Source organism: Streptomyces sp. DvalAA-43 (assembly GCF_900091725.1).
Classification (GTDB): domain Bacteria; phylum Actinomycetota; class Actinomycetes; order Streptomycetales; family Streptomycetaceae; genus Streptomyces; species Streptomyces pulveraceus.
The window spans coordinates 93,371-118,735 of sequence record NZ_FMBW01000087.1 but is presented as its reverse complement, the minus strand read 5'-3'; the positions used below and the strand labels follow the sequence as shown (position 1 = coordinate 118,735).

At 70.9% G+C, this 25,365-nt stretch carries 24 protein-coding genes and 2 tRNA genes; 15 read left to right on the top strand and 11 right to left on the bottom strand.

What is annotated here, in order from left to right; translation table 11 throughout:
• Positions 1-63 precede the first annotated feature (63 nt).
• From GA0115234_RS35400 to GA0115234_RS35395, 3 genes are all read left to right on the top strand, one after another.
• A complete protein-coding gene (locus GA0115234_RS35400; RefSeq protein WP_093550429.1) occupies positions 64-525 on the top strand; it encodes a molybdenum cofactor biosynthesis protein MoaE in 462 nt (153 codons plus the stop codon).
• A gap of 128 nt (positions 526-653) precedes the next feature.
• Positions 654-824: a hypothetical protein gene (locus GA0115234_RS42650; protein ID WP_176729366.1), complete on the top strand. Its 171-nt coding sequence runs from the start codon at positions 654-656 to the stop codon at positions 822-824.
• 144 nt (positions 825-968) lie between these two features.
• Entirely contained in the window at positions 969-2,057 is a 1,089-nt protein-coding gene (locus tag GA0115234_RS35395; RefSeq protein WP_093549917.1) for a YlbL family protein, read from the top strand.
• A 29-nt stretch (positions 2,058-2,086) separates the two neighbouring features.
• Here the strand turns inward: GA0115234_RS35395 and GA0115234_RS35390 are convergent, their stop codons facing one another.
• Positions 2,087-2,647, bottom strand: a complete 561-nt coding sequence (locus tag GA0115234_RS35390) for a PPA1309 family protein (RefSeq protein ID WP_237541996.1) — start codon at positions 2,645-2,647, stop codon at positions 2,087-2,089.
• Between the two features lie 137 nt (positions 2,648-2,784).
• Here GA0115234_RS35390 and GA0115234_RS35385 point away from each other — a divergent pair, with 137 nt between their 5' ends.
• From GA0115234_RS35385 to GA0115234_RS35370, 4 genes are all read left to right on the top strand, one after another.
• Positions 2,785-5,778, top strand: coding sequence for a UPF0182 family membrane protein (locus GA0115234_RS35385; RefSeq protein ID WP_237542022.1), 2,994 nt, complete (start codon positions 2,785-2,787; stop codon positions 5,776-5,778).
• A 52-nt stretch (positions 5,779-5,830) separates the two neighbouring features.
• Positions 5,831-5,904 (top strand) — tRNA-Met (locus GA0115234_RS35380).
• Positions 5,905-6,117: 213 nt separating this feature from the next.
• The gene (locus tag GA0115234_RS35375; protein ID WP_093549913.1) at positions 6,118-8,229 is read left to right on the top strand and encodes a tetratricopeptide repeat protein; all 2,112 of its coding nucleotides are present in this window, start codon (positions 6,118-6,120) and stop codon (positions 8,227-8,229) included.
• 94 nt (positions 8,230-8,323) lie between these two features.
• Positions 8,324-8,397, top strand: a tRNA-Met gene (locus GA0115234_RS35370).
• Between the two features lie 90 nt (positions 8,398-8,487).
• Here the strand turns inward: GA0115234_RS35370 and GA0115234_RS35365 are convergent.
• The 4 genes from GA0115234_RS35365 to GA0115234_RS35350 all read right to left on the bottom strand — a co-directional run bounded on the left by GA0115234_RS35365 (position 8,488) and on the right by GA0115234_RS35350 (position 11,965).
• The gene (locus tag GA0115234_RS35365; protein ID WP_093549911.1) at positions 8,488-9,630 is read right to left on the bottom strand and encodes an ABC transporter substrate-binding protein; all 1,143 of its coding nucleotides are present in this window, start codon (positions 9,628-9,630) and stop codon (positions 8,488-8,490) included.
• A 32-nt stretch (positions 9,631-9,662) separates the two neighbouring features.
• Positions 9,663-10,532, bottom strand: coding sequence for an ABC transporter permease (locus GA0115234_RS35360; RefSeq protein ID WP_093549909.1), 870 nt, complete (start codon positions 10,530-10,532; stop codon positions 9,663-9,665).
• Positions 10,529-11,338, bottom strand: coding sequence for an ABC transporter ATP-binding protein (locus tag GA0115234_RS35355; protein WP_256088895.1), 810 nt, complete (start codon positions 11,336-11,338; stop codon positions 10,529-10,531). The genes GA0115234_RS35360 and GA0115234_RS35355 overlap by 4 nt, the downstream gene beginning before the upstream one ends.
• 207 nt (positions 11,339-11,545) lie before the next feature.
• Positions 11,546-11,965 (bottom strand): Fur family transcriptional regulator, encoded by a 420-nt coding sequence (locus tag GA0115234_RS35350; RefSeq protein WP_093549905.1) that lies wholly within the window; start codon positions 11,963-11,965, stop codon positions 11,546-11,548.
• 161 nt (positions 11,966-12,126) lie between these two features.
• Here GA0115234_RS35350 and GA0115234_RS35345 point away from each other — a divergent pair, with 161 nt between their 5' ends.
• Positions 12,127-13,578: a catalase gene (locus GA0115234_RS35345; RefSeq protein WP_093549903.1), complete on the top strand. Its 1,452-nt coding sequence runs from the start codon at positions 12,127-12,129 to the stop codon at positions 13,576-13,578.
• 76 nt (positions 13,579-13,654) lie between these two features.
• On the opposite strand, the gene GA0115234_RS35340 is transcribed toward GA0115234_RS35345, so the two are convergent.
• Entirely contained in the window at positions 13,655-14,059 is a 405-nt protein-coding gene (locus GA0115234_RS35340; protein WP_093550425.1) for a CBS domain-containing protein, read from the bottom strand.
• A gap of 181 nt (positions 14,060-14,240) precedes the next feature.
• The gene (gene hisN, locus GA0115234_RS35335; protein WP_093549901.1) at positions 14,241-15,041 is read right to left on the bottom strand and encodes a histidinol-phosphatase; all 801 of its coding nucleotides are present in this window, start codon (positions 15,039-15,041) and stop codon (positions 14,241-14,243) included.
• Positions 15,042-15,162: 121 nt separating this feature from the next.
• Between hisN and GA0115234_RS35330 the strand changes: the two genes are divergently transcribed.
• Positions 15,163-15,885, top strand: a complete 723-nt coding sequence (locus GA0115234_RS35330) for a TetR/AcrR family transcriptional regulator (RefSeq protein ID WP_093549899.1) — start codon at positions 15,163-15,165, stop codon at positions 15,883-15,885.
• Here GA0115234_RS35330 and GA0115234_RS35325 read toward each other — a convergent pair.
• From GA0115234_RS35325 to GA0115234_RS35310, 4 genes are all read right to left on the bottom strand, one after another.
• Positions 15,815-16,138, bottom strand: coding sequence for a DMT family transporter (locus GA0115234_RS35325; RefSeq protein WP_093549897.1), 324 nt, complete (start codon positions 16,136-16,138; stop codon positions 15,815-15,817). The genes GA0115234_RS35330 and GA0115234_RS35325 overlap by 71 nt on opposite strands.
• Positions 16,139-16,228: 90 nt before the next feature.
• Positions 16,229-17,245, bottom strand: a complete 1,017-nt coding sequence (gene rsgA, locus GA0115234_RS35320; protein WP_093549895.1) for a ribosome small subunit-dependent GTPase A — start codon at positions 17,243-17,245, stop codon at positions 16,229-16,231.
• A 3-nt stretch (positions 17,246-17,248) separates the two neighbouring features.
• Positions 17,249-18,565, bottom strand: a complete 1,317-nt coding sequence (aroA, locus tag GA0115234_RS35315; RefSeq protein WP_093549893.1) for a 3-phosphoshikimate 1-carboxyvinyltransferase — start codon at positions 18,563-18,565, stop codon at positions 17,249-17,251.
• Positions 18,566-18,845: 280 nt separating this feature from the next.
• Positions 18,846-19,559, bottom strand: coding sequence for a M50 family metallopeptidase (locus tag GA0115234_RS35310; protein ID WP_093549891.1), 714 nt, complete (start codon positions 19,557-19,559; stop codon positions 18,846-18,848).
• Between the two features lie 77 nt (positions 19,560-19,636).
• On the opposite strand from GA0115234_RS35310, the gene GA0115234_RS35305 reads away from it, so the two are divergent.
• From GA0115234_RS35305 to GA0115234_RS35280, 6 genes are all read left to right on the top strand, one after another.
• Positions 19,637-20,452 (top strand): SOS response-associated peptidase, encoded by an 816-nt coding sequence (locus GA0115234_RS35305; protein ID WP_093549889.1) that lies wholly within the window; start codon positions 19,637-19,639, stop codon positions 20,450-20,452.
• A gap of 16 nt (positions 20,453-20,468) precedes the next feature.
• Positions 20,469-21,200, top strand: coding sequence for an alpha/beta hydrolase family protein (locus GA0115234_RS35300; protein WP_093549888.1), 732 nt, complete (start codon positions 20,469-20,471; stop codon positions 21,198-21,200).
• A 273-nt stretch (positions 21,201-21,473) separates the two neighbouring features.
• Entirely contained in the window at positions 21,474-22,130 is a 657-nt protein-coding gene (locus GA0115234_RS35295) for a sigma-70 family RNA polymerase sigma factor (RefSeq protein WP_189273941.1), read from the top strand.
• Entirely contained in the window at positions 22,127-22,447 is a 321-nt protein-coding gene (gene rsrA / locus GA0115234_RS35290; protein ID WP_093549884.1) for a mycothiol system anti-sigma-R factor, read from the top strand. The genes GA0115234_RS35295 and rsrA overlap by 4 nt, the downstream gene beginning before the upstream one ends.
• A 137-nt stretch (positions 22,448-22,584) precedes the next feature.
• Positions 22,585-24,024 (top strand): HD-GYP domain-containing protein, encoded by a 1,440-nt coding sequence (locus GA0115234_RS35285; RefSeq protein ID WP_093549882.1) that lies wholly within the window; start codon positions 22,585-22,587, stop codon positions 24,022-24,024.
• A complete protein-coding gene (locus GA0115234_RS35280) occupies positions 24,021-25,286 on the top strand; it encodes an HD-GYP domain-containing protein (protein WP_093549880.1) in 1,266 nt (421 codons plus the stop codon). Before GA0115234_RS35285 ends, GA0115234_RS35280 begins: the two co-directional genes overlap by 4 nt.
• Positions 25,287-25,365: the final 79 nt, after the last annotated feature.

Below are 25,365 nucleotides of genomic sequence, written 5' to 3'. Positions count from 1 at the left end.
GGGCGGCCCGCCGGTGGAAAGCGCTATTCCGCCTTGTCGGTGCCGTACGGCACCATGGGCCCCATGGCACCCACCTACGACCACCCCGGCGAGCAGGCGGCGGGCGACCCCGTCCGGCTGCTGGAGATCCGCGACACCCCGCTCTCGGTCGACGAGATCTTCCGGGCCGTCGGGGACGACGCCGCGGGCGGCACGGCGCTCTTCGTCGGCACGGTGCGCAACCACGACGGCGGTCAGGACGTCGGCGGGCTCGGGTACTCCTGCCACCCCTCGGCGCAGGACGAGATGCGCCGGGTGGCCGAGAAGGTCGTCGCGGACTTCCCGGTCCGGGCGCTGGCCGCGGTCCACCGGGTGGGTGACCTCCGAGTGGGCGATATCGCCGTGGTCGTCGCCGTCTCCTGCCCGCACCGCGCGGAGGCCTTCGCGGCCTGTCGCAAGCTCATCGACGACCTCAAGCACGAGGTCCCGATCTGGAAGCACCAGCGTTTCTCGGACGGCACCGAGGAATGGGTCGGAGCCTGCTGAGCGCAAGCCGGGCGGGAGGTCGTCCGGCCCGATTTGCGTAACCCCACCCCTGCCGTGAGCGTTGGTGCTCCAGACGGTTAATCTGCTGATCGGTCAGTTGCGGTCGCTCATGTGGTAGGGAGGTCGTAATGGCAGCACTTGCATGGTTGACGATTCCGCTTTTCGCTGCGCTCGGCGCTGCGATATGGGGAAGCTGGGCCACCCGTAATCGAACGACCGGCGATGTCTCCGAACTCGCCGGCTATGCCCGGTTCCGCGAGGCGATGGAGAAGTCTCCTTCCGGTTCCGATGTCGCCTGACGTTTCATCGCGCGTACGCAGTCGCCGATCCGCCGCACGGCTCCGGCCGCCGACGCCCTCCGGGCGCGGCCCGCGCCCGGTTCCGCGCCCCGTACGGACCGGCCCCGGCGGTGCACTGACAGACCCTTCCCGTACTGTCGTTCCATGCCACGCCGCACCGCGACGATGCTCGCCTCCACCCTGATCCTCATCGCGCTGCTCTGCGCAGGCGTGCTGATCAAAGTGCCGTATTCGGAGATGTCTCCCGGGCCGACCGTGAACACCCTCGGCAAGGTCGGCGGCGAACCCGTCCTGCAGATTTCCGGACACAAGACGTACCCGACGTCCGGCAACCTCAACATGACGACGGTCCGGGTCACCGGTGCCGACTACGACATGAATCTCGTCGAGTCCGTCTACGGCTGGCTGGCCCACGACAGCGTGGTCGTACCGCACGACACCCTGTACCCCGACGGCAAGACCGAGCAGCAGTCGACGCAGGAGAACGCCGAGGAGTTCAGCCAGTCCCAGGAGAGTGCCAAGGTCGCCGCGCTGACCGAGCTGGGCATCCCGGTGGCGTCGCGCGTCGTGGTCTCCACGGTCGTCAAGGACAGCCCCGCCCAGGGCAAGCTGCACGCGGGCGATGTGATCAAGCAGGTCGACGGCGTCCCCGTCAAGCAGCCCGAGGACGTCGCGAAGCTCGTCACCCGCCACGACCCCGGCGAGAAGGTCACGTTCACGGTCATCCCGGCCCGCACGGCCCAGGCGGCCGAGAAGGCCGGCAAGGAGCCCGAGGGCAGCCGCGAGGTCGTCATCACCACCGTGAAGGCCCCCAAGGAGAACCGCGCGATCGTCGGCATCCAGGCCGGGACGGACCACACGTTCCCGTTCCGGATCGACATCAAGCTCGCCGACGTCGGCGGCCCGAGCGCCGGTCTGATGTTCTCGCTGGGCATCATCGACAAGCTGACGCCCGGCAAACTCACCGGCGGCAAGTTCGTCGCGGGCACTGGCACGATCGACGACAAGGGCAAGGTCGGCCCGATCGGCGGCATCAACATGAAGCTGGTCGGCGCGCGCGACGCCGGCGCCAGGTATTTCCTGACGCCTGACGAGAACTGCAAGGCCGCCGCCTCAGACACCCCGAGCGGACTCACGCTGGTGAAGGTCAAGACGATCAGCGACGCGAAGAAGTCGCTGGAGAAGATCCGGGTGGGGGACACGGCCGGGCTGCCGAGCTGCTCGGCAGGCTGACCGCGCCCCCTGCGGGGGACGCGCCGGGATCAGGCCTCGAAGGTCGCGGCCAGCGCGTCGGCCAGTCCGGGCACCAGACCGGCGCCGGTCCGCACCTCGCTCGGGGTGTCCTTGGCGCGGAGCCGTACGGCCGACTCACGCGTGCCGTCCCGGAGGACCGCCACGGTCATGCGCACCTCCTGGCGCTCCGGGTGCTTGGCGACCCACTTGGTCAGCTGCGCGTCGCTGAGCCCCTCGGGCACGGAGGCCTCGGCGGACGGCGGCAGCATCAGCCGTTCCACCGTCATCGCGCATCCGATCACGGCGTCGGGCCAGGCGATCGTGGCGAGGAACTCGTCCAGGGCGGTGCCCGGCGGCAGCTCGTCCTGTTCGATGGGGGTCAGTGAGGCGGTCGGGGATTCGGCGCCGTCCAGACCGAGCTGGGCGGCGAGGCCGGGCTCCTGGACCCGGAGCTTGGCGGTGTCGACCAGGGCGAAGAGCCGGGCCGGCTGGTCCCAGCCGAGGCCGGAGATGTACTCGTCGATTTCGAGCACGGCGACGGTGAGCGGGCTCGCGGCCATCGGAGGGCCTGAGGGGGAAACGTTGGGCATGGTCAATATCCTGCCTCCTTCCGCCCCGGGAACGGGAACTAGGTAAAGCCTCAGTAAGTTGCATAGGTGGGCTCTACGATCGCTGGGCCCGCTTCACACGACCCGCGAACTTCGAGGTGCGCACGTTGGCTTTCCAGATGCCGGACCGCGGCGGAGGCCCGACCGGGCCACGGATCAGAGTCGGCCGCCCGTCCCGGCGTGCCCGTACCCTGCTCATGACACTGGGCGTCCTGGCGATTCTCGCCATGGCGTTCGTCATGTTCGCCGGGTTCTGGACGGACTGGCTCTGGTACCGGTCGGTCGCGTATTCATCCGTCTTCACCACCACCCTGTGGACCAAGATCGGGCTGTTCCTCGTCTTCGGACTGCTGATGGCGATCGCCGTCGGCCTGAACATCTGGCTCGCGCACCGGCTCCGGCCGCCGCTGAGCGCGATGTCGCTGGAGCAGCAGAGCCTGGACCGCTACCGGATGAGCCTCGCCCCGTACAAGAAGTGGGTGCTGCTCGCGATCACCGCGCTCGTCGGACTGATCGCCGGGGCATCCGCCTCCGGCCAGTGGCGTACCTGGCTGATGTACGTGAACGGCGTGGCGTTCGGGCAGAAGGACCCCCAGTTCCATCTGGACGTGTCCTTCTACGCCTTCGATCTGCCCTGGTACCGCTTCCTGCTGGGCTTCGGCTTCGCGGCCACGGTGCTCTCGCTGATCGCCGCCGCGATGACCCACTACCTGTACGGCGGGCTGCGTGTCACCAGCCCCGGCGCGCGGGCGACCGGCGCGGCCACCGGCCATCTGTCGGTGCTGCTCGGTGTCTTCGTCTCGCTGAAGGCCGTGGCGTACTGGCTCGACCGGTACGGCCTGGCCGTGAAGTCCAGCGACTTCAAGGCCACGGACAACTGGACGGGTCTGCGGTACGTCGACGCCAACGCCTATCTGCCGGCGAAGACCATCCTGTTCTGCATCGCCGCGATCTGCGCCGTGCTGTTCTTCGCGACGCTCTGGCGCCGCACCTGGCAGCTGCCGGTGATCGGCTTCGGCCTGATGGTGCTCTCGGCGATCCTGATCGGCGGGCTGTACCCGGCGATCGTGCAGAAGTTCCAGGTCCAGCCGAACGAGCAGGCCAAGGAAGCGCCGTTCATCCGCAAGAACATCGAAGCGACGCGTGACGCGTACGACATCGACAACGCGCAGGTGGACGACTACTCGGGCAAGAGCACGACGGACGACGACACCAAGCTGCGCGCGAGCGCGAACGACGCCGCCAGCTACCGGGTGATGGACCCCAACGTCGTCTCCCCGGCCTTCCAGCAGCTCCAGCAGAAGAGGAACTACTACCAGTTCCCCAAGACGCTGGACGTCGACCGCTACAAGGACGCCGACGGCAAGGACCAGGACACGGTCATCGGTCTGCGCGAGCTCAACCTCGACGGCATCCCCAAGCGCAACTGGATCAACGACCACTTCACCTACACCCACGGCTACGGAGCCATCGCGGCCCGGGGCACGACGACCGGCAAGAACCCGAAGGGTTCCCCGGACTTCACCGAGTCCGGTCTGCCGACCAGCGGTGACCTCGGCACGTACGAGCAGCAGATCTACTACGGCGAGAAGACCGAGCAGTACTCCATCGTCGGCGGGCCCCAGAAGGAGCTCGACTACGAGGAGGACGGCGAGAAGACCACCAGCTACAAGGGCAACAGCGGGGTCAGCCTCTCCAACGCCTTCAACCGCGCCGCGTACGCGGTGGCGTTCAGCGAGCCGCAGATCCTCTACTCGGGAGCCATCGGCGACGGTTCGCGGATTCTCTACAACCGCACGCCCAAGGAGCGCGTCGAGGCGGTCGCCCCCTGGCTGACCATCGACGGCGACGCCTACCCGGCCGTGGTGAACGGCCGCATCCAGTGGGTCGTCGACGCGTACACCACCACCAACGGCTACCCGTACGCCTCCCGTACGACGCTCGGTGACACCACGGCCGACTCGCTGACCACCAACCAGCGTGCGGTCGTCGCCCAGCAGAACCAGGTCAACTACATCCGCAACTCGGTGAAGGCCACCGTCGACGCGTACGACGGCAAGGTCAAGCTCTACGAGTGGGACACCGAGGACCCGGTCCTCAAGACCTGGCGCAAGGCGTTCCCGGGGACCGTGGAGCCCCGGGCGGACATCCCGCAGGAGCTCATGGACCACCTGCGGTACCCGCAGGACCTGTTCAAGGTGCAGCGCGAGCTGCTCACCCGCTACCACGTCACCAACCCCGCGCAGTTCTACAGCGGCAGTGACGCGTGGCAGGTCCCGGACGACCCGACCAACAAGGAGTCCGGCGCCGTCCCGCCGTACTACCTGAGCATAAAGATGCCGGACCAGACGTCCCAGAAGTTCTCGCTGACGACGACGTTCACCCCGAAGGGGCGGCCCGACCTCGGGGCGTTCATGGCGGTGGACGCGGATGCGGCCAGCAAGGACTACGGCACGATAAGGCTGCTGAGAGTCACCACCACGGTGAAGGGCCCGGGGCAGGTACAGAGCGAGCTCAACGGCAACGACGACGTCGCCGAGTTCGTGAGAAACCTGAAGGGAACCGACTCCGACATCGAGTACGGCAACCTGCTGACGGTGCCTCTCGAAGGGGGATTCCTCTACATCGAGCCGGTGTACACGCGCGGTGGCACGCAGAACTACCCGCTGCTGCGCAAGGTCGCCGCTTCGTACGGGTCGAAGACCGTCTTCGAGAACAGTCTCGGGGAGGCGCTCAACGCGGTCTTCGGGGTGACGGACACCGGCACCACCCAGCCGCCGGACACCACCCGGCCTCCGGGCGAGACCACGCAGCCGCCGGCCACCGGCGACGCGGCGCTGAAGAAGGCGATCGCGGACGCGCAGAAGGCCTATGCGGAGGGCGAGGCGGCCCTGAAGAAGCAGGACTGGTCCGCCTACGGCAAGGCCCAGGCGGATCTGCAGGACGCACTGCAGCGCGCGGCGGCCGCCCAGCCGAAGCCGGGCAGCGCGAACAGCTCCGGTGGTGCGAACAGCGCGAACGGTTCGGACGGCGCGAAGGGTACGGACAACGCGAGCAGTTCGGACGGTTCGGACAAAAAGGATAAACCGGCCAGCGCTGACAGTGGTGGCTGAGTGACCCGGTAAAGCCTCACCCCCGCGTCGTGGTACGGTTGCAACACAACGGCGCGGGGTGGAGCAGCTCGGTAGCTCGCTGGGCTCATAACCCAGAGGTCGCAGGTTCAAATCCTGTCCCCGCTACTGAAAGACCAAGGCCCGGATCCTTTCGAGGATCCGGGCCTTCGTCGTGTCCCGGTGACTTTCTTGTGCAAGGTGCGTGAAGTGCGGTTCGCGGGGCACGAGTTGGGTCCGAACGTGTTTGACTTATCTCTCTGTGGGCATGTCGACAAAACGCTGAAGTGACCTCACTGGCCGCGATATACGAGGTGTACGCGGGTTATAGGTGGTGCGACGATGGTATTTATGGGGGACAGGGCAACTCTGTTGGAGACAGGGCGGTTTGTGCAGCATCGCGTTCATCGACCGGGTAGCGCGATGAATGCGGCATTCGGTGGCACCGCCACAGGGAACGACGAGACCACCGACACACCTGAGACACCCGAGACACCTGAGATCATCAAGGCGACCGAGACTGCCGAGACTGCGGGGTGTGCCGCGACCGTCGAGAGCACGGAGTTCACAGAGGACACGGGAAGCGCGAGGACCGGCAGGAGCGTCGGGGCCACGGGGACTTCCGGCAGCGCCGAGAGCCCGGAGAGTGCCGAGAGCGAGGCGCGTCATCGGCGTGCCGCCGACGCCGGGGACACCGCGTCGATGAGCGTCCTCGGCGCCCTGCTGCTGCGCCGCGGCGATCTGGACGCTGCCGAACCCTACCTGCGCGGGGCCACCGCCGAAGGCGACCGGGCCGCGGCCAACAACCTGGGCGTCCTCCTCCACCAGCGCGGATACGTCGACGACGCGGCCGGCTGGTGGCGCATCGCCGCCGTCGCGGGGTCCGCCGCAGCGGCGCACGCGCTGGGCCGCCACTACCGCGAGCGCGGTGACGAGCCCGGCGCCGAGTACTGGCTGCGGCAGTCCGCCGAGCAGGGCCACGCGCTCGGCGCGTACGCCCTGGCCGACCTGCTGGAGCACCGCAGCGACGTCGGTGCGGAGCGCTGGCTCCGCGCCGCCGCCGAGCAGGGGCACCGGGAAGCCGCGTACCGCCTCGCGCGCCTGCTGGACCGCAACGCCGCCGACGACCCGCACGACGCCTTCGGCCGCCCCGGGCTGGGCCCCGGCGCGGGCGAGCTGCCCGGTGCGTCCGGCCGTGCCGCGCGGCGCAAGGACGACGGCCCGGTGGCGGGCCCGGCGACCGGGCGGGTGGGCGAGGCCGAGCAGTGGTACCGGCAGGCCGCCGCGCGCGGCCACCGGCGTGCCGCCCTGCACCTCGGCGCCATCCTCGAACAGCGCGGCGAGCCCAAGGAGGCCGGCCGGTGGTACCTCATCTCCGCGAAGGCGGGCGAGGCCCGCGCCGCCTGCGCGCTCGGCTTCCTGCTGCGTGACGCGGGCGACGAGGAGAGCGCCGCCGTGTGGTGGCTGCGCGCCGCCCAGGACGGCGACGGGAACGCCGCAAACGCCCTGGGCGCCCTGCACGCGGCCCGGGGCGAGCAGCAGACCGCCGAGCGCTGGTACCGCGCCGCCATGGACGCGGGCGATGTCAACGGCGCCTACAACCTGGGCCTGCTCTGCGCGGCCCAGGACCGTACTCCGCAGGCCGAGCAGTGGTACCGCCGCGCCGCGTACGCGGGCCACCGCGAGGCCGCCAACGCGCTGGCGGTGCTCCTGCTCCAGGCGGGCGACGCGACCGGCGCCGAGCCCTGGTTCTCCAAGGCGGCCGAGGCGGGCAGCGTCGACGCTGCGTTCAACCTCGGCATCCTGTACTCCGGGCGCGACGAGGACCGCATGGCGCTGGTCTGGTACGAGCGCGCCGCGGCGGCCGGTCACACCGAGGCGGCCCTCCAGGTCGGCATGGCCCTGCTGCACCACGGTGAGGAGCAGGAGGCGGAACGCCATCTGCGCTGCGCCGCGGGCGGCGGCAGCGCGGAGGCCGCCTTCCGGCTGGCCGGGGTGCTGGACTCGCGGCAGCCGCCGCCCGGCCCTCCCGCGCTCGGGGAGCCGATGCCGGAGAAGACCGAGTGCGAGGAGTGGTACGAGCGCGCCGCCGAGCAGGGGCACCGCCGCGCCCAGGTGCGGGTCGGGATGCTCGCGGCGGCCCGCGGCGACGTGGACAGTGCCGCCCGCTGGTACCGCGAGGCCGCCGAGTCGGGCAGCCGCAACGGCGCCTTCAACCTCGGGCTGCTGCTCGCCCGCGAGGGCAGCGAGCGCGAGGCCGCGCTGTGGTGGAGCCGGGCCGCGAACGACGGGCACGGGCGGGCCGCCCTGCGCCTCGCCCTGCTGGCGGCCCGCCGCGGCGAGCTGACCGAGGGGCAGCGCTGGTGCGCGCGGGCGGTCCAGCTGGGCCCGGCGGAGGTCGCCGAGCGGGCCGCCCGGCTGAGCGAGGCGCTGCACCAGGAGCTGACCGCGTAGCTCCGGTGCGGCCCCGGTACGGCCGTACCGGACGGGGCGGCGGAACTGATTTGCGCTGGTCCGGAGCGGTGACGTACAGTTCTAAACACAACGACGCGGGGTGGAGCAGCTCGGTAGCTCGCTGGGCTCATAACCCAGAGGTCGCAGGTTCAAATCCTGTCCCCGCTACTGAAAGCAGAAGGCCGGATCCTTTAGAGGATCCGGCCTTCTGCGCGTCGTGCAGAGGGTCCGGCCTTTCGTATGTGCGCCGCGTGTGATTCAGAGCTTGTGGCCCACCGCCTCCGAGTACATCGCCCGGTCGACGGCCTTCGCCTCCGGCACCGGGGTGCCCTTCGAGACGCCCGCATCGGCGTACGCCTGCTGCAGCCGGTCCGTCGTGCCCTTCCGTATCTCCCAGTCCATCCGCATCGACGGGGTCGACCGCAGCGTGGCCTCGTCGGTCTTCAGCAGCTTCGCCAGCTCGGCGACGAAGCCGGGATCGGATTTGTAGTCGCCGGCGAAGTAGGTGTTCACCGTCCGGATGTAGGCGCGGAGAAAGGCGACCCCCGCGTCCGGGTCCTCGTTCAGCAGCGTCGGGCCGAAGAGCAGGCCTCCGAGCGGTTCGCCGACGGGCTGGCCTCCCAGGAACGCGTACTTCCGGTCGCCGTCCACCTTGCGCCAGATCGGGTCGAGCAGCCAGGCCGAGTCCACGCCGCCGTTCTGCAGCGCGGTCAGCACATCCGCGGAACCGAGCTGCTGGAAGCTGATCCGGTCGAGGCCGCCGCCGTGCTTCTTCAGGGAGGTGTCCATCGGGTACGCGATGACCGACCCCTTGCCGATCATGGTGCCCAGCTTCCGGCCCGCCATCTCGACATGGTCGGCGCTCTCGCCGTCCTTGAGACGCACCCACAGGCCGCTCTTGGAGGTGGGGTCGGGGGAGAAGTTCCCCGCGACCCACCTGATGTCGAAGCCGCCGTTGACGCCGTTCATCACGGCTGCCTCGGGAGCCGCCCACTGGGCGTCCACATCGCCCTTGGCGAGCAGCGGCAGGGCGTCCGGGGTGGGCAGCACCTTCAGTTCGACGTCCAGGCCCTCCTTCGCGAACTCGCCCTTCGCCACCGCGACCTGGAGCGGAGCGACGTACTCCGCGCTCAGGGTGCCGGTGGCGACGGTGATCTTCCGCTTCTTCGCCAGGGGCCGGGGTGCCGGGGCGCCCTTGTCGCAGCGGGCCGCCTTCCGTTCGGGAGCGAGGTCGGCCGGGTCGGTCCAGCTGCCGGTGCCGCAGCCCGCGACGGGCCTGACGGTGCGCGGCGCTGCGGGGGCGCCGTCGCCGCCGGAGTCCTGCCCGGCACAGCCCGCCGCGCCGAGCAGGGACGCCGTGACGAGCACGACGGTGCGGATGAAGGGGGTGTGTGTACGCACAGTGCCTCCGTACGGGGAGTGTGGGGAGCCGTTCAGGACCTACCGCGGCCGCGGTCGCGCGGGGCCCAGGGGGTGAGCAGCCGCCCGACGGTCCGCACCACTTCGGAGAAGACGACACCGAGGACCGCCACGCACACGATGCCGACGAACATCACGTCGTTCTGGAACAGCGCCCGGGAGTCGAAGATCAGATGGCCGAGACCGTCGGCCGCGGCGATCTGTTCGGAGGCGACGATGACGAGCACGGCCACCCCTGCCGCGATCCGTGCCCCGACCAGGACCGCGGGCAGCGAGGCGGGCAGCAGCACATGGCGGAACATCTGCCAGGGCGAGGCGCCGAAGACCTGACCGGCATCGCGGTGGCCGACCGGGACGGCGAGCACGGCCGCCATGGTGGAGATCCAGACGAAGAAGAAGACGGTCGCGGCGACCAGCGCGATCTGCGGGCCTTCGCCGAGGCCGAACATATTGAGGAAGACCGGCAGCAGCGCCAGCTTCGGCACGACGTACAGGGCGTCGAGCAACGGCTCCAGCGCCGCCCGTACGAGGGAGAGCGAGCCCATCAGCAGACCGAGCGCGTACCCCGCGACCGTGCCGATCGCATAGCCGCCGAGGACTCGCTTGAGTGTGGCCCATACGTCCGGCCACAGCTCACCGGCGCCCGCCCGGTCCCAGCCGTCCGCCAGGATGGTGGAGGGGGCGGGGTAGACCCGGGCATCGATCCAGGACTGCGCGGCGGCCAGCTGCCAGAGCAGCACGAGAAGCAGCGGTACGGCGACGGCGAGCCCGAGCTCCAGCGCCCGGCGCCTGCGGTGGGTGCGTACCGGACGCAGCTCCTGCGGGCCCGGCCTGCGGACCAGGACGCCGTCGTCGGGCTTGGTGGCGTTCACGGTGATGGTCATGCCGGGACCGCCTCCCTGCGCACCTCGCCACGGAGCAGCTCCCACAACTCGCTCTTCAGCGCGGTGAACTCGGGTGCCGACCGGACGGCGCCGGTGCGCGGCCGGCCGAACGGCGGGCGGCGTTCGGCGATGATCCGCCCCGGCCTGGCGGACATCACCAGCACCCTGTCCCCGAGCACGATCGCCTCTTCGAGGCTGTGGGTGATGAAGAGGGTGGTGGTGCGGGTGGTCTGGGTGAGGTCGAGCAGCTCGTCCTGGAGGATGGTGCGCAGCTGGGCGTCGAGCGCCGCGAACGGCTCGTCCATCAGCAGCATCTCGGGTTCGACGGCGAGGGCGCGGGCGATCGCGACCCGTTGCCGCATCCCGCCGGAGAGGGCGGCCGGATACGCCCCCGCGAAGTCGGAGAGCCCCATCCGGGCCAGCCAGTCGCGCGCCCTGGCGTCGGCCTCCTTGCGCGGTACGCGCTGGATGTCGAGACCGAACCGGACGTTGGCGAGCACGGTCTTCCAGTCGTAGATGCCGTAGTCCTGGAAGATCATCGCCGCCGGACGGGGTGAGGCCGTACGGATGGACAGCTCGCCGGAGCTGGGCCGGAGCAGTCCGGCGGCGATCCTGAGCAGCGTGGACTTGCCGCAGCCGGACGGGCCGACGATGCAGGTGAACTCGCCCGGCTGGACGGAGAGATCGAGCGGGCCGAGGGCGGACAGGGCCTTGGTGCCGCGCCCGAACGAGCGGGTGAGCGCGTCGGCGCGGAGCTTGGGGCGGGTGGCTGCGGTGGTCGGTGGGGTCGGGTGCGGATCTCCCACGGGTCTCTCCTCGCGTATATCGAGGTGCGGATCCGCCGCGGGGCGGAGGTGATCGCCGCAGACGATATGACTACCCGTCAGATTGGGGAAGGGGGTGCGCATGTGCCGGTGGTGGGGAGGTGTGCCGTCCGCCGCGGGGATGCATGCGAAAGGCCCCGGTGCGCGAGATGCTCGCGCCGGGGCCTTCGTCGTGAAGAGCGGTTCGGCTCAGCCCGTCGCCGCGCAGGTGGGGCAGATGCCGCGGTAGGTCACCTCGACGCCGGAGACCGTGAAGCCGAAGCGTTCGTCGCTCGGCAGGTCGGCCATCGGGTCGCCGGCCGGGTGTACGTCGCGGATCGTGCCGCAGTTCGCGCAGACCAGGTGGTGGTGGGGCCGGTGCGCGTTCGGGTCGTAGCGCTTGGCGCGGCGGTCCGTGGAGACCTCGATGACCTCACCGAGCGTCACCATCTCGCCCAGCGTGTTGTAGACGGTGGCACGGGAGATCTCGGGCAGCTTGGCCACGGCCCGCGCATGGACCTCGTCGGCCGTCAGGTGCACATGGTCCCCGTCGAGGACCTCGGCCACGACGCGCCGCTGCGCAGTCATGCGCCAGCCGCGTCCGCGAAGTCGTTCCAACAGGTCACTCATAGAAACAAGCCTAACAGTGAAGGGACCAGGTCCCGAACGGGTGTGACTTTGGATGCTCACTTGACTTGGACTAAGTCCATTGTAGGATCGGGATCGGCATACGCCAAGGGACAGGCTGTGCAGGACCAGACGAATGTGCAGGAACGACGCAGGAGGCGCACGTGACGCAGGGACCCCTCACCACGGAGGCCGGCGCGCCGGTCGCCGACAACCAGAACAGCCAGACCGCGGGCGTCGGCGGTCCCGTCCTGGTACAGGACCAGTCGCTGCTGGAGAAGCTCGCGCACTTCAACCGTGAGCGCATTCCGGAGCGCATCGTCCACGCCCGCGGCGCCGGCGCGTACGGCACGTTCACGCTGACCCGCGATGTCTCGCAGTGGACGCGGGCGAAGTTCCTCTCCGAGGTCGGCAAGCAGACCGAGACCTTCCTGCGCTTCTCGACCGTCGCGGGAAACCTCGGCTCGGCCGACGCGGTGCGTGACCCCCGCGGCTTCGCGCTGAAGTTCTACACCGAAGAGGGCAACTACGACCTCGTCGGCAACAACACCCCGGTGTTCTTCATCAAGGACGCCATCAAGTTCCCGGACTTCATCCACACCCAGAAGCGTGACCCGTACACCGGCTCGCAGGAGGCGGACAACGTCTGGGACTTCTGGGGTCTGTCGCCCGAGTCCACCCACCAGGTGACCTGGCTCTTCGGTGACCGGGGCATCCCGGCCACGCTGCGCCACATGAACGGCTACGGCTCGCACACGTACCAGTGGAGCAACGAGGCCGGCGAGGTCTTCTGGGTCAAGTACCACTTCAAGACCGACCAGGGCATCAAGAACCTCACCCAGGCCGAGGCCAACAAGCTCGCCGGTGAGGACCCGGACAGCCACCAGCGCGATCTGCGCGAGGCGATCGAGCGTGGCGACTTCCCGTCCTGGACGGTGCAGGTCCAGGTCATGCCGGCGGCCGAGGCGGCCACGTACCGCTTCAACCCGTTCGACCTCACCAAGGTGTGGCCGCACGCGGACTACCCGCCGATCGAGATCGGGAAGCTGGAGCTCAACCGCAACCCGGAGAACATCTTCGCGGAGACCGAGCAGTCGATCTTCAGCCCCGCGCACTTCGTGCCGGGCATCGGTCCGTCCCCCGACAAGATGCTCCAGGGCCGTCTCTTCGCGTACGGCGACGCCCACCGCTACCGGGTCGGCATCAACGCCGACCACCTGCCGGTGAACCGTCCGCACGCCACCGAGGCGCGCACCAACAGCCGCGACGGCTATCTGTACGACGGCCGTCACAAGGGCGCGAAGAACTACGAGCCGAACAGCTTCGGCGGTCCGGTCCAGACCGACCGCCCGCTGTGGGAGTCCACCGCCGTCACCGGCGAGGTCGCCACGCACGCGGCCCCGAGCCACGCCGAGGACAACGACTTCGTGCAGGCCGGAAACCTCTACCGGCTCTACTCCGAGGACGAGAAGGCCCGGCTGATCGACAACCTCGCCGGGTTCATCGCCAAGGTGTCGCGCGACGACATCGCCGAGCGCGCGATCAACAACTTCCGCCAGGCGGACGGCGACTTCGGCAAGCGTCTGGAGGCCGCGGTCCAGGCCCTTCGCGGCTGATCCGGACGACTGTCGTCGGCGGTGGGCCGGTCTCCTCCTCGGGGGAGACCGGCCCACCGGTCGTTCCACGGGGGCTTCAGCCGATGAGCTCCGGGCGCCGGCGGCGCCCGGTGTGCGCCCAGCAGCGCAGGATGTCGCGGACGGAGACGATGCCCACCGGGCCGTGGTCGTCCAGCACGATCAGATGGCGGAATCCGCCGTGTGTCATGGCCTCCGCGGCCTCTTCCAGGGTCCAGGTGGGCGAGGCGAAGACCACGTCGGTGGTGGTGTGGGCGGCGGCAGTCTCGGTGTCCGGATCCTGGCCGGAGCCGACCGCGTCGAGGATGTCGCGTTCGGTGAGGATGCCGAGCCCGCTGTCGTCCTTGTCGAGAACGACCGCGGCCCCGATGCGCCGGGCCGACATCAGCCGGGCGGCCTGGCGGAGCGTATGGGCGGGCCCGATGGTGAGGACCAGCGTGCTCATGGCGTCACGGACGAGCATGAAGAGAGCCACCTCCTTGGCGGAACGGCCGCGTGAGCCGATTCACAAATTCACAAGCGGGGGGACCTTCAGAGTTGCACCGAAGCGTGGGCGGAACAAGGGGGGCGAAGTAGCCCGAAGGGCGCGCGACGGCGCGCGACGCCCTTCGTTGACGTACGTACGTGCGGCCGGGTGGGCCGGTTCAGTAGCGCTGGTTCAGATAGCCGAGCAGCTCGTGGTGGAGCAGCCCGTTCGAGGCCGCGGCGTTGCCGCCGCCCGGACCGGGGACCCCGTCCAGGCTGGTGAACCGTCCGCCCGCCTCCTGGACGATGATCGCGTTGGCCGCCATGTCCCAGAGCGAGAGCTCCGGCTCCGCGCAGATGTCCACCGAACCCTCGGCGACCATCATGTACGGCCAGAAGTCCCCGTACCCGCGCGTGCGCCAGCAGGCCCTGGTCAGATCCAGGAACCCGTCGAGGCGGCCCTGCTCCTCCCAGCCGCTCAGCGACGCGTACGCGAACGAGGAGTCCGCGATCCGCTCCACCTTCGACACCTGGAGCCGGGTCGCCGAGGTCAGGCTGCGGCCGGAGAACGCGCCCGCCCCCTTCGCCGCCCACCAGCGCCGGTTCAGCGCGGGCGCGGACACCACGCCGACCACCGGCTGGAAGCCTTCCTCACCGGCCTCCATCAGCGAGATCAGCGTCGCCCAGACCGGCACGCCGCGTACGTAGTTCTTGGTCCCGTCGATCGGGTCTACGACCCAGCGCCGGGGGCCGGTGCCCTCGATCCCGAACTCCTCGCCCAGGATCGCGTCGCGCGGACGGGCCCGATGGAGGTGGCCGCGGATCAGCTCCTCGGCGGCCTTGTCGGCCTCGCTCACCGGCGTCATGTCCGGCTTGGTCTCGACCTTGAGGTCGAGAGCCTTGAACCGGTCCATCGTCACCGCGTCGGCGGCGTCCGCCAGTACATGGGCAAGGCGCAGATCATCGTGGTAATCGGGCATGCCGTCACAGTATCGATCACGGGTGTACGGGGCTACAGGACCCTGGAGCCGCGCGGACCATTGACAGTCCCCGGGAGCGCGTCAACTCTGGGACGCGGAGCCCTCGGCGCGGGAGGCGACGATGCCCACGGCGCGAGAAGAACTGCTGGACGCCGCCCTCTCGGCACTGGCGACCCGGCCCTGGACCTCGGTGCGCATGGTCGACGTGGCGTATGCCGCCGGCGTCTCCCGGCAGACCCTCCACAACGAGTTCGGCGGCAAGGACGGCCTGGCCCGTGCCCTGGTCCGCGAGGCCGTCGAGGGCTATCTCGCGGGGGTCGAGCGGGCGCTGGGATCGGCCGGGGGTACGGAGGACAGACTTGCCGCCACCGCCGCCTGGACCGTCCGGGCCGCGCGTGCGAACGTGCTGGTCAGGGCGTTGCTCACCGGGTGCTGGAGCGAGCGCTTACCTCGTCCCGCACCGACCGCCGCCCTGGGCGCGTCCCCGGTGCCCGGCCCTCGGCGCGCCGACCCCTGGCCGCCGGCCCCCGCCGAACTGCTCCGCCGGGCCGGTGAGCGCGCGGTGGCCGCACTCGACACGGAACGGCCGTCGCACGACCCGGAAGTGCTGGCCGTGACCTGCGAGATCGCGCTGCGGCTCGCCCTGAGCTACGCACTGGTGCCCGCGGCGGCGGAGGCCGAGGAGACGGCACCGCTGGTGCGCCGGGCGGTGGCATGGGCACCGGACGCGGGCGGGCCGGGAGCGCCGCCCCCGGTGGAGACGGAACGCGCGGTCAGTGGGACGAGCCCGAGAGCTGGAGCCCGATCACCCCGAGGATCACCAGGGAGATCGAGATCAGCTTGAGGGTGGAGACCACGTCGTCCAGGAAGACCATGCCGTAGATCGCGGTGCCCGCCGCGCCGATGCCGGTCCACACGGCATAGGCGGGTCCCACGTCGAGCTTCTTCAGCGACATCGTCAGCAGACCGAAGCTGCCGAGGGCGAAGACGCAGAACGCGATGGTCGGCCAGAGCCGGGTGAAGCCGTGCGAGAGTTTCAGACAGACGGCGAAGCCGGTCTCCAGAAGTCCTGCGACCACGACCAGCAGCCACGCCATCGTCAGTGCCCTCCCACGTCGGTGACCGCCTTGCCACACTGAATGTGATTATGCATTTACCTGCGGCGGCAGCTCGCAAACGCGCCCCGGTCAGTCGCCTTCGCGTCGCTCCCGGGTGGACAGCAGCCGGTGCAGCGAGTCCAGCCGGGCCGGATCGGCGTGGCCGTCCGCCACCCAGGCGCCCAGGGCGCATTCCGGTTCATGGCCGTCGTGGGTGCAGCCGCGCGGGCAGCCCTCGGTGCCCGGCTCCAGGTCCGGGAACGCGTGGATCACCCGGGACGGGTCGATGTGGTGCAGCCCGAAGGAGCGCACGCCGGGGGTGTCGATCACCCAGCCGCGATAGTCGGGCAGCGGCAGCGCCAGCGCCGACGTGGTGGTGTGCCGGCCGCGGCCGGTGACCGCGTTGACCACTCCCGTGGTACGCCGCCGGTCCTTCGGCACCAGTGCGTTGACCAGCGTGGTCTTGCCGACGCCGGAGTGCCCGACGAAGGCGGTGACCCGGTCGTGCAGCTGCTCGCGGACCCGCTCGGCCGCGTCGCCGTTCTCCAGCTCCTCGCGGCTGGTCACGATGAACGGGACGCCCAGCGGGGTGTACGCCTCCAGCAGTTTGTCCGGGGAGGCCAGATCGGACTTGGTGAGGACCAGGAGCGGGGAGAGCCCGCCGTCGTACGCGGCGACCAGACAGCGGTCGATCATCCTGGGACGGGGTTCCGGATCGGCCAGCGCGGTGACGATCGCCAGCTGGTCGGCGTTGGCGACGACCACCCGCTCGAACGGATCGTCGTCGTCCGCGGTCCGGCGCAGCACCGAGCGGCGCTCACCGATGCGGACGATGCGGGCGAGGGTGTCCTTGTCACCGGAGAGGTCGCCGACGATGGAGACGGTGTCGCCCACCACGGCGGCCTTCCGGCCCAGCTCACGGGCCTTCATCGCCATGACCGTACGGCCGTCCACGAGACAGGTGAGGCGGCCCCGGTCGACGGTGAGGACCATGCCCTCCTCGGCGTCCTCGTGCTTCGGACGGGTGTGCGTACGAGGCCGGTTGCCCTTCGGGTTGGGGCGGAACCGGATGTCGTCCTCGTCGGGGTTCTTGCCGTAGCGGCGCATGTCTCAGGCCCCGAGCATTCCGGTCCACATCTGCGGGAAGTCCGGCAGGGTCTTGGCGGTGGTCGCCACGTTCTCGATCTCCACTCCGGGGACGGCAAGGCCGATGATCGACCCCGCGGTCGCCATCCGGTGGTCGTCGTACGTATGGAAGGTACCGCCGTGCAGGGGCCGGGGCCGGATGTGGAGGCCGTCGGCGGTCTCGGTGACATCGCCGCCGAGCTCGTTGATCTCCTTGGTGAGCGCGGCCAGCCGGTCCGTCTCGTGCAGCCGCAGATGGGCGACGCCGCTCAGGGTGGACGGCGAATCGGCCAGGGCCGCGACCGCCGCGATGCCCGGGGTCAGCTCGCCGACCTCGCCGAGGTCGACGTCGATGCCGTGGATACGGCCCGAACCGGTGAAGGTGAGGCCGCGCTCGGTCAGCTCGCAGCTGCCGCCCATCGCCGTGAAGATCTCCCGCAGCGCATCGCCCGGCTGGGTGGTGTGCTCGGGCCAGTCGGGGATGGTGACCCGGCCGCCGGTGACCAGCGCCGCCGCGAGGAAGGGCTGGGCGTTGGAGAGATCGGGCTCGATGGTCAGGTCGCGGCCGAGCAGGGCGGAATGGGAGACCCGCCAGACGTTCGGCTCGCCGCCCGTCTCCGGCTCGTCGACCTGTGCGCCGACCGCCCGCAGCATGTCGACCGTCATCCGGATGTGCGGCATGGAGGGGAGCCGGGCGCCGGTGTGGCGCACCTCCACCCCCTGGTTGTAGCGCGGCGCCGACAGCAGCAGCGCGGAGACGAACTGGGAGGACGAGGAGGCGTCGATCGCCACCGGTCCGCCGTCCAGCGCGCCGCCGCCGTGCACCGTCATCGGCAGCGAGCCGCGCCCCTCGTCGTCGATCCGGGCGCCGAGCACCCGCAGCGCGTCGATCACACCGGTCAGCGGGCGCTCGTACGCACGCGGGTCGCCGTCGAAGCGGACCGGGCCGTCGGCCAGGGCCGCGACCGGCGGCAGGAAGCGCATGACCGTGCCCGCGTTGCCGACGTCGACCGTGGTGGGGCCGTGCAGCCCGGCCGGGATGACCCGCCAGGCCTCGCCGGAGCCGTCCGGACCCACGCCTTCCTCGATGCCGACACCCATCGAGCGCAGCGCCTCTGCCATCAGCAGGGTGTCGCGGGAGCGCAGCGGGCGGCGCAGCCACCCGGGCTCGGCGGCGAGCGAGGCCAGGACGAGCGCCCGATTGGTGACCGATTTCGATCCGGGCACGGTGACCGTCGCGTCGACGGCCCCGGTCGCATGCGGGGCGGGCCAGAGGGCAGGGTGCACGGAGCTATCGGTCATGGCCCTTACTTTAGAGCGTTCGACAGTAGGCCTCGCGGCGTCGCGGGGCTGGGGCACGCGCCTCGCGGCGTTGCCGTCAGTCACCATGGCTCCGCCATGCCTCAATCCTCCGCCTTGCGATGCACGCACCCCAGCCCCGCTCCTTCACCCGCGCTGCCTACTGCCGAACGCTCGCCGTGGATCACCGCAAACCCGAATCTCGATCAAATGGGCCGAAACCGTGGCGTAACGCAAGAGGCGGTGCCGGTCGGCGCCCTCTACCACGGGCGTCCGCCGGATCTCACAGGCCGAGCAGCCAGCGTCCGCCGCCGATCAGCGAGCTGAGCGACACCACGTGGAAGAGGAAGAGCCAGAGCGCGGCCGGTACGTCCGTCAGCCGTGACAGCTGGTCCGCGTCCGAGTCCGGCGCGCCGCCGTGCCGCCGCTTGGACTGGAGCTCGAAGACCGGGCGAACCCCGCCGAGCAGCAGGAACCACACCACGGTGTACGCGAACAGCGACTGCCAGTCCGGCGCGGCCAGCCAGGACACCAGCAGGAAGGCCGAACCGGCGAAGATCACCGCCAGTGCCCCGTACACATTGCGGATCATCACCAGCATCACCGCGAGCAGCACCGTGGCCGCCCACAGCAGCAGCGTGATCCTGCCCTCGACCAGCAGCCACGCGCCGCCCAGGCCCAGCAGCGACGGGGCGGTGTAGCCGGCGGCCGCGGTGAGGACCATGCCGATACCGGTCGGTCTGCCGCGGCTGACGGTCAGGCCGCTGGTGTCCGAGTGCAGCCGGATGCCGGACAGCTGCCGTCCGGTGAGCAGCGCGATCAGCCCGTGCCCGCCCTCGTGCGCGATGGTGATCGCGTTGCGGGCCAGCCGCCAGAGCGGGTTCGGCACGACGGCGAACAGCGCGAGCGTGCCGGTCACCACCACGAGCCACTGCGCGGGGGCGGGCTGGGTGCCGAAGACGCGGTCCCACAGGTTGCCCAGATCGGTGCTGTCCATGGTGCGGGCGGCTCCTTGCGGTTCGGCCGGCGGGATCGGCGTCCTGCCGGTCTGACGGTCGTGGCAGTCTGGCACTCATGTGCGGACGGTATGCAGCGAGTCGGCGGCCCGAGGACCTGACCGGACTCTTCCAGGTCGAGAAGTGGGAACCCGCGGAGGCCCTCGCGCCCGATTGGAACGTGGCGCCCACCAAGGAGGTCTACGCCGTACTGGAACGTCCTGTGAAAGACGCAGACGACCAGCGTCCGGTTCGCCAGATGCGCGCGCTGAAATGGGGGCTCGTACCGTCCTGGGCGAAGTCCCCGGAGGGCGCCGCGCGCATGATCAACGCCCGCGCGGAGACCGTCCACGAGAAGCCGTCCTTCCGCCGCCCCTTCGTCTCCCGGCGCTGCATCCTGCCCGCCGACGGCTACTACGAGTGGGTCACCGGCGCGGACGAACGGCAGCTGGAGGAGAAGGGGAAGCGGAAGCGCCCCCGCAAGCAGCCGTACTTCGTGACGCCCGCCGACGGCTCGGTCTTCGCGATGGCCGGGCTCTACGAGTTCTGGCGCGACCGGACCCTGCCGGACGACCACCCGATGGCCTGGTGGGTGACCTGCTCGGTGATCACGACCGAGGCGGAGACCACCCCGCTCGCCGTCGCCCCCGCCGACGGCCCGGCCTCGCTCGCCGACATCCACCCCCGGATGCCGCTGATGCTGACCCCGGACCGCTGGGACGCCTGGCTCGACCCGTCGCGCACCGACGTCGAGGAGCTGCGGGCCCTGCTCGCACCGCCGCCGGGCGGGCTGATGCGGGCCTACCCGGTGGCCACCGCCGTCAGCAACGTCCGCAACAACGGGCCCGAACTGCTGGAAGAACTGGCCGCCCCGGAAGAGAGCACCCTCTTCTGAGCCGCCCGCGGGGAGGATGGGACACGTGAGCAACACAGAGCACGTGAGCACTGGCACTACAGAAGAGACGGGCCACCGGTCCGAAACGGTCGACACCGACGCCGGACCGGCCAGGATCACCTGGTTCCCCGCGACGGATACGACGAAGACGTTCCCCGCGACGGATACGACGAAGACCCCCGGCGCCCGCCCGGTGCTGGCCCTCGGCCATGGCGCGGGCGGCGGCATCGAGGCCCGCGACCTCCAGGCCCTGGCCGCCGCGCTGCCCGCCCACGGGGTGACCGTCGCCCTGGTGGAGCAGCCGTGGCGGGTCGCCGGGAAGCGGCTCGCGCCCGCCCCGAAGACCCTGGACACCGGGTGGCGGGGGCTGTGGCCCGCGCTCACCGCCGCCGGGGCGCCCGTCGTCGCGGGCGGGCGCAGCGCCGGCGCCCGGGTGGCCTGCCGGACGGCCGCGGAGCTCGGTGCCCGCGCCGTCCTCGCGCTGAGTTTCCCGCTGCACCCCCCGGGCCGGCCGGAGAAGTCCCGGGCGGACGAGCTCCTCGGCACCGGCGTGCCCACGCTCGTCGTGCAGGGCGGCCGAGACCCGTTCGGACGGCCCGACGAATTCCCGCCCGGGGAGTACGAGATCGCCGAAGTGCCGTACGGAGACCACGGCTTCGCCGTACCGAAGAAGACCAGTCCGGGCCAGGACGCGGCGATGGGGATCCTGACCGCCGCCGTGACCGGATGGCTGGCCGCCCTCGTGTGACGTACACCCCGGGAATGTTGCGCGGGGGGCCACTGTTGTCGGTGTCATCGGTACATCAACGTCGTACGTGGAGAGGGAGTCCGTCGCATGGGTTCGACCATCTGCCCGCGCCGCTCGAACGCCGCTGACCTGGAGTGGACGGTCCTGCACGCGGCCAAGACCACTCCCGAGCGGGCCCTGGGCGGATCGGAACGACAGCCCGTCTCGAAGCAAGGTCGACTATTCTCCGATTCGAGCGGGTCCGGTCTCGGATCCGCCACAGCGTTGGAGGAGGTGGGTCCGGTCACTGGGACCGACACAGGGACCGACGACGGCCGCGCACAGGAGACGACCGCCGAGCGCAACGCGCGCTTCGAGCGGGACGCGCTCGGTTTCCTCGACCAGATGTACTCGGCCGCGCTGCGCATGACGCGCAACCCCGCGGACGCCGAGGACCTGGTCCAGGAGACGTACGCCAAGGCGTACGGCTCCTTCCACCAGTTCCGTGAGGGCACCAACCTCAAGGCGTGGATGTACCGCATCCTCACCAACACGTTCATCAACTCGTACCGCAAGAAGCAGCGCGAGCCCCAGCGCAGCGCCGCCGAGGAGATCGAGGACTGGCAGCTGGCGCGCGCCGAGTCGCACATGTCGACCGGTCTGCGCTCCGCGGAGTCGCAGGCGCTCGACCACCTGCCCGACTCCGACGTGAAGTCCGCACTGCAGGCGATCCCCGAGGAGTTCCGCATCGCCGTGTATCTCGCCGATGTCGAGGGCTTTGCCTACAAGGAGATCGCGGACATCATGGGGACTCCCATCGGTACGGTGATGTCCCGACTGCACCGGGGCCGCCGCCAGCTGCGCGGCATGCTGGAGGACTACGCCCGTGAGCGCGGGCTCGTCCCGGCCGGTGCCGGAGAGTCGGACGATCGGAAAGGCTCGGGCTCATGAGCTGCGGAGAGCCGCACGAGACGGACTGCTCGGAAGTCCTCGATCATCTCTACGAGTTCCTCGATCACGAGATGCCCGACAGCGACTGCACCAAGTTCGAGGTGCACTTCGAGGAGTGCTCCCCGTGCCTGGAGAAGTACGGCCTGGAGCAGGCGGTCAAGAAGCTGGTGAAGCGCTGCTGCGGTCAGGACGACGTCCCCAGTGATCTGCGGTCCAAGGTGATGGGCCGGATCGATCTGATCCGCTCGGGGCAGGCCGTGCCCGAGCAGGACCTGACGGCCGCGGAGAGCGAACAGCCGACCGCCGCCAAGGAGTGACACCCGGCGGTCGGCCCGGCCCGGCCGCCACCACCGAATCACCCGAATGTGCTAATCGGGCGCATTGACGCTCGACCCGTCGCACAACTCGCTAGCGTGACGCCTCCATTGACCATGTCGGAGGGCGGGCCGAGCGGGTGAGAGCCACACGCGGGGCGGCGCGCGCGTACATCGCGGTGGTCGGGGCGGGCGCCCTGTGCGGTGCGCTCCCCGCCCTGCGCAGCGGTGCGGGCACCCCCTGGGTCACCGTCACCCTGCTCACCGGGCTCTATCTGGCCTGTGAACTCCCCGGGCGCGGCCCCTTCCTCGGCAGCTCCGTACCGATCCGTGCCGGATCGTTCTTTCCGCTGCTGCTCGCCGCCGCCTTCCTGCTGCCGCCCGCCGCGGCCGCCCTCGTCGCCGTGCCCGGATCGCTCGTCGGCCGGGTGGAGCGCCCGCCCGCCACCGCCCGCCGCGTCTGGCGCGCCGCGCAGCTCGCCGTCACGGTCTGGGCGGCCTCGTCCGTCCACGGACTGCTCGGCGGACCCGCCACGCTCGGCGGCACCGGCCGGCTCCCCGACCTCCCCCACGCACTGCTCCCCGCCTGTGCGGCGGCCCTGGCCTTCAGCCTCGTCCTGGCCGCGCTGGACGGCTCCATCCTGGCCGTGGCCGAACGGGTCCCCCTGCGGCGGGTCTGGAGCGGCCTGCTGCCGCGCTCGCTGGGGCCGCACCTGGTGCACGGACTGGCCGGGCTGATGATGGCGGTCCTGTGGCGTGGCCCGTACGGACCGCTGTCCGCGCTCATCGTCCTGCTGCCGATGTACATCTCCTGCTGGGTCTTCGCGCAGTACCACCGCGAGCACGCCGCCCACCGCGCCACCATCAGGGCGCTGGTCCAGGCCGTCGACATCAAGGACACCTACACCCGGGGCCACAGCGAGCGGGTCGGGCGGGCCTCCGTCCTCATCGCCGGCGAACTCGGCATGGACCAGGACCGCCTGGAGGTCGTCCGGTTCGCGGGCATCCTGCACGACGTCGGCAAGCTCGGCGTCCCCACCCGGGTGCTCCGCAAGGACGGTCCGCTCACGCCGGAGGAACGACAGGTGATCGAACTGCACCCGGAGTACGGGCACGAGATCGTCCGCGGCATCGGCTTCCTCGGCGAGGCGCGGGCCGCGATCCTGCACCACCACGAACGGCTCGACGGCAGCGGCTACCCGTACGGGCTCAGCGGGCGCGAGATCCCGGAGTTCGCCCGGGTCGTCGCAGTGGCGGACGCCTTCGACGCGATGACCTCGACCCGGTCGTACCGGCGCGGGCGGCCGGTGGCGGCCGCGCTGGAGGAGCTGAAGCGGTGCGCGGGCACGCAGTTCGACCCGCAGATGGTCCGGGCCCTGGTGCGCGGCCTCGACCGGCACGGCTGGTCGGCGGTGACCACGGCCGTGACGGCGGACGAGCCGGGAGTGCCGGGACCCGGTGACGGGGGCGCGCGGGCCGCCCGGCCCGGCGGACCCTCCCGCGTACCCCCGCCGCAGCCGCCGGCGGACGGGATCGGCGCGGCGCCCGGCACGCAGTCGCCCGCGGACCGCCGCGGATGAGCCGGGTCGTGGCCGGGACACAGCCGCCCCCCGCAGTCCTCGCCGTCCGGGGCGCCGCCGCGCTGATCGCCGTCGCCGGGCTCGGCCACACCCTCTGGGGCGGTGTCCACGACCCCGGCCACGCCCTCGCCTTCGGGGTGCTCATCACGGTGGGCGAACTCGCCCGCTGGGGCGCGCTGCCCGGTGAGCGCGAGCCCGCACCGCTCGGGGCCGCCGGAGCGCTCGCGTACGCCCTCCTCGGCCGCAGCGGCGGCGCACCGACCGCGCACGGTGTCCTCCAGGTGATCGCCGTGCTCGTCGCGGCCCAGCTGGTCGCCTGTGTGCCCCATGTGGCGCGCGGCACCGGGCCCGCCCCCGACCGGGTGGCCCGCCGCATCCTGACCGTCGCGTTCGCCGCCGTCTGCTTCCAGCCGCTGTACAACAGCGGGCGCACCGGCAGCAGGCTGGCCGAAGGCCCGTACTACGTGTTCCTCCTGCTCCTGATCCTCGTCCTGACCGCGCTCTGCGACGCCGTGCTCGCGGCCCTGCTGCTGCGCTCGCGCACCCGCCACCCCTACCCGCCGCTGCTGAGGGACGAGCTGCGCGGGCTCATCGGCATCGGGTCGGCGGTCTGCGCGACCGGGGTCGTGATGGCCCTCGGGGTGGCCGTCGCCGGGCTGTGGGCGCTGCCGGTGCTGTGCGTACCGCTGCTGCTGACCCAGGTCTCGTTCCGCCGGTTCGTCGCCGTGCGCACCACCTACCGGCAGACCATCGCCTCGCTCGCCCGGTCCACCGAGATCGCCGGGTACACCCCGCACGGGCATGCCCGCAGGGTCGCGGTGCTCTGCCGGGCCGTCGGCCGTGAGCTGGGGCTCTCCGGGAGCCGGCTGACCGTGCTGGAGCACGCCGCCCTGATGCACGACATCGGCCAGCTCTCCCTGGTCGACCCGGTCCCGGACGGGGCGACGGCCACCCTGCCCGCCGCCGAGCAGCGCCGCATCGCACTGCTCGGCGGCGCCGTGGTCCGGCAGACCGGGGTGGACACCGAGGTCGCGGTCGTCGTGGAACGGCAGGCCGACCCCTACCGCGAGCAGCCGTTGTCCGCCAGGATCGTCAGAGTCGTCAACGCATACGACGACCTCTGCGGGGAAAGTCTCACCGGGCCGCTGGGCGCACTGGAACAACTCAGACTCGGGACCGCCCACGACTATCAGCCCGAGGTCGTGGAATCACTGGCCAGGGTTCTGGCCCGGGGCGCTCCGGCCCCGGTCCTGCCCGGGTAACCCATGGGTAATGAGCGGGCGTCCGGCCCGGCATGGTTGGATGCGAAGAAGAGCGGAAAACGAGGGTGTCCAGTCGGGA

What these genes read in the sequence shown, in the direction of transcription:
- GA0115234_RS35400 (WP_093550429.1), top strand. Translation starts at nt 64, where the DNA reads ATGGCACCCACCTACGACCACCCCGGCGAGCAGGCGGCGGGCGACCCC.
- GA0115234_RS42650 (WP_176729366.1), top strand. Translation starts at nt 654, where the DNA reads ATGGCAGCACTTGCATGGTTGACGATTCCGCTTTTCGCTGCGCTCGGC.
- GA0115234_RS35395 (WP_093549917.1), top strand. Translation starts at nt 969, where the DNA reads ATGCCACGCCGCACCGCGACGATGCTCGCCTCCACCCTGATCCTCATC.
- GA0115234_RS35390 (WP_237541996.1), bottom strand. Translation starts at nt 2,647, where the DNA reads ATGCCCAACGTTTCCCCCTCAGGCCCTCCGATGGCCGCGAGCCCGCTC.
- GA0115234_RS35385 (WP_237542022.1), top strand. Translation starts at nt 2,785, where the DNA reads ATGCCGGACCGCGGCGGAGGCCCGACCGGGCCACGGATCAGAGTCGGC.
- GA0115234_RS35375 (WP_093549913.1), top strand. Translation starts at nt 6,118, where the DNA reads ATGGTATTTATGGGGGACAGGGCAACTCTGTTGGAGACAGGGCGGTTT.
- GA0115234_RS35360 (WP_093549909.1), bottom strand. Translation starts at nt 10,532, where the DNA reads ATGACCATCACCGTGAACGCCACCAAGCCCGACGACGGCGTCCTGGTC.
- GA0115234_RS35350 (WP_093549905.1), bottom strand. Translation starts at nt 11,965, where the DNA reads ATGAGTGACCTGTTGGAACGACTTCGCGGACGCGGCTGGCGCATGACT.
- GA0115234_RS35340 (WP_093550425.1), bottom strand. Translation starts at nt 14,059, where the DNA reads ATGCTCGTCCGTGACGCCATGAGCACGCTGGTCCTCACCATCGGGCCC.
- hisN (WP_093549901.1), bottom strand. Translation starts at nt 15,041, where the DNA reads ATGCCCGATTACCACGATGATCTGCGCCTTGCCCATGTACTGGCGGAC.
- GA0115234_RS35330 (WP_093549899.1), top strand. Translation starts at nt 15,163, where the DNA reads ATGCCCACGGCGCGAGAAGAACTGCTGGACGCCGCCCTCTCGGCACTG.
- GA0115234_RS35325 (WP_093549897.1), bottom strand. Translation starts at nt 16,138, where the DNA reads ATGGCGTGGCTGCTGGTCGTGGTCGCAGGACTTCTGGAGACCGGCTTC.
- rsgA (WP_093549895.1), bottom strand. Translation starts at nt 17,245, where the DNA reads ATGCGCCGCTACGGCAAGAACCCCGACGAGGACGACATCCGGTTCCGC.
- aroA (WP_093549893.1), bottom strand. Translation starts at nt 18,565, where the DNA reads ATGACCGATAGCTCCGTGCACCCTGCCCTCTGGCCCGCCCCGCATGCG.
- GA0115234_RS35310 (WP_093549891.1), bottom strand. Translation starts at nt 19,559, where the DNA reads ATGGACAGCACCGATCTGGGCAACCTGTGGGACCGCGTCTTCGGCACC.
- GA0115234_RS35305 (WP_093549889.1), top strand. Translation starts at nt 19,637, where the DNA reads ATGTGCGGACGGTATGCAGCGAGTCGGCGGCCCGAGGACCTGACCGGA.
- GA0115234_RS35300 (WP_093549888.1), top strand. Translation starts at nt 20,469, where the DNA reads ATGGGACACGTGAGCAACACAGAGCACGTGAGCACTGGCACTACAGAA.
- rsrA (WP_093549884.1), top strand. Translation starts at nt 22,127, where the DNA reads ATGAGCTGCGGAGAGCCGCACGAGACGGACTGCTCGGAAGTCCTCGAT.
- GA0115234_RS35280 (WP_093549880.1), top strand. Translation starts at nt 24,021, where the DNA reads ATGAGCCGGGTCGTGGCCGGGACACAGCCGCCCCCCGCAGTCCTCGCC.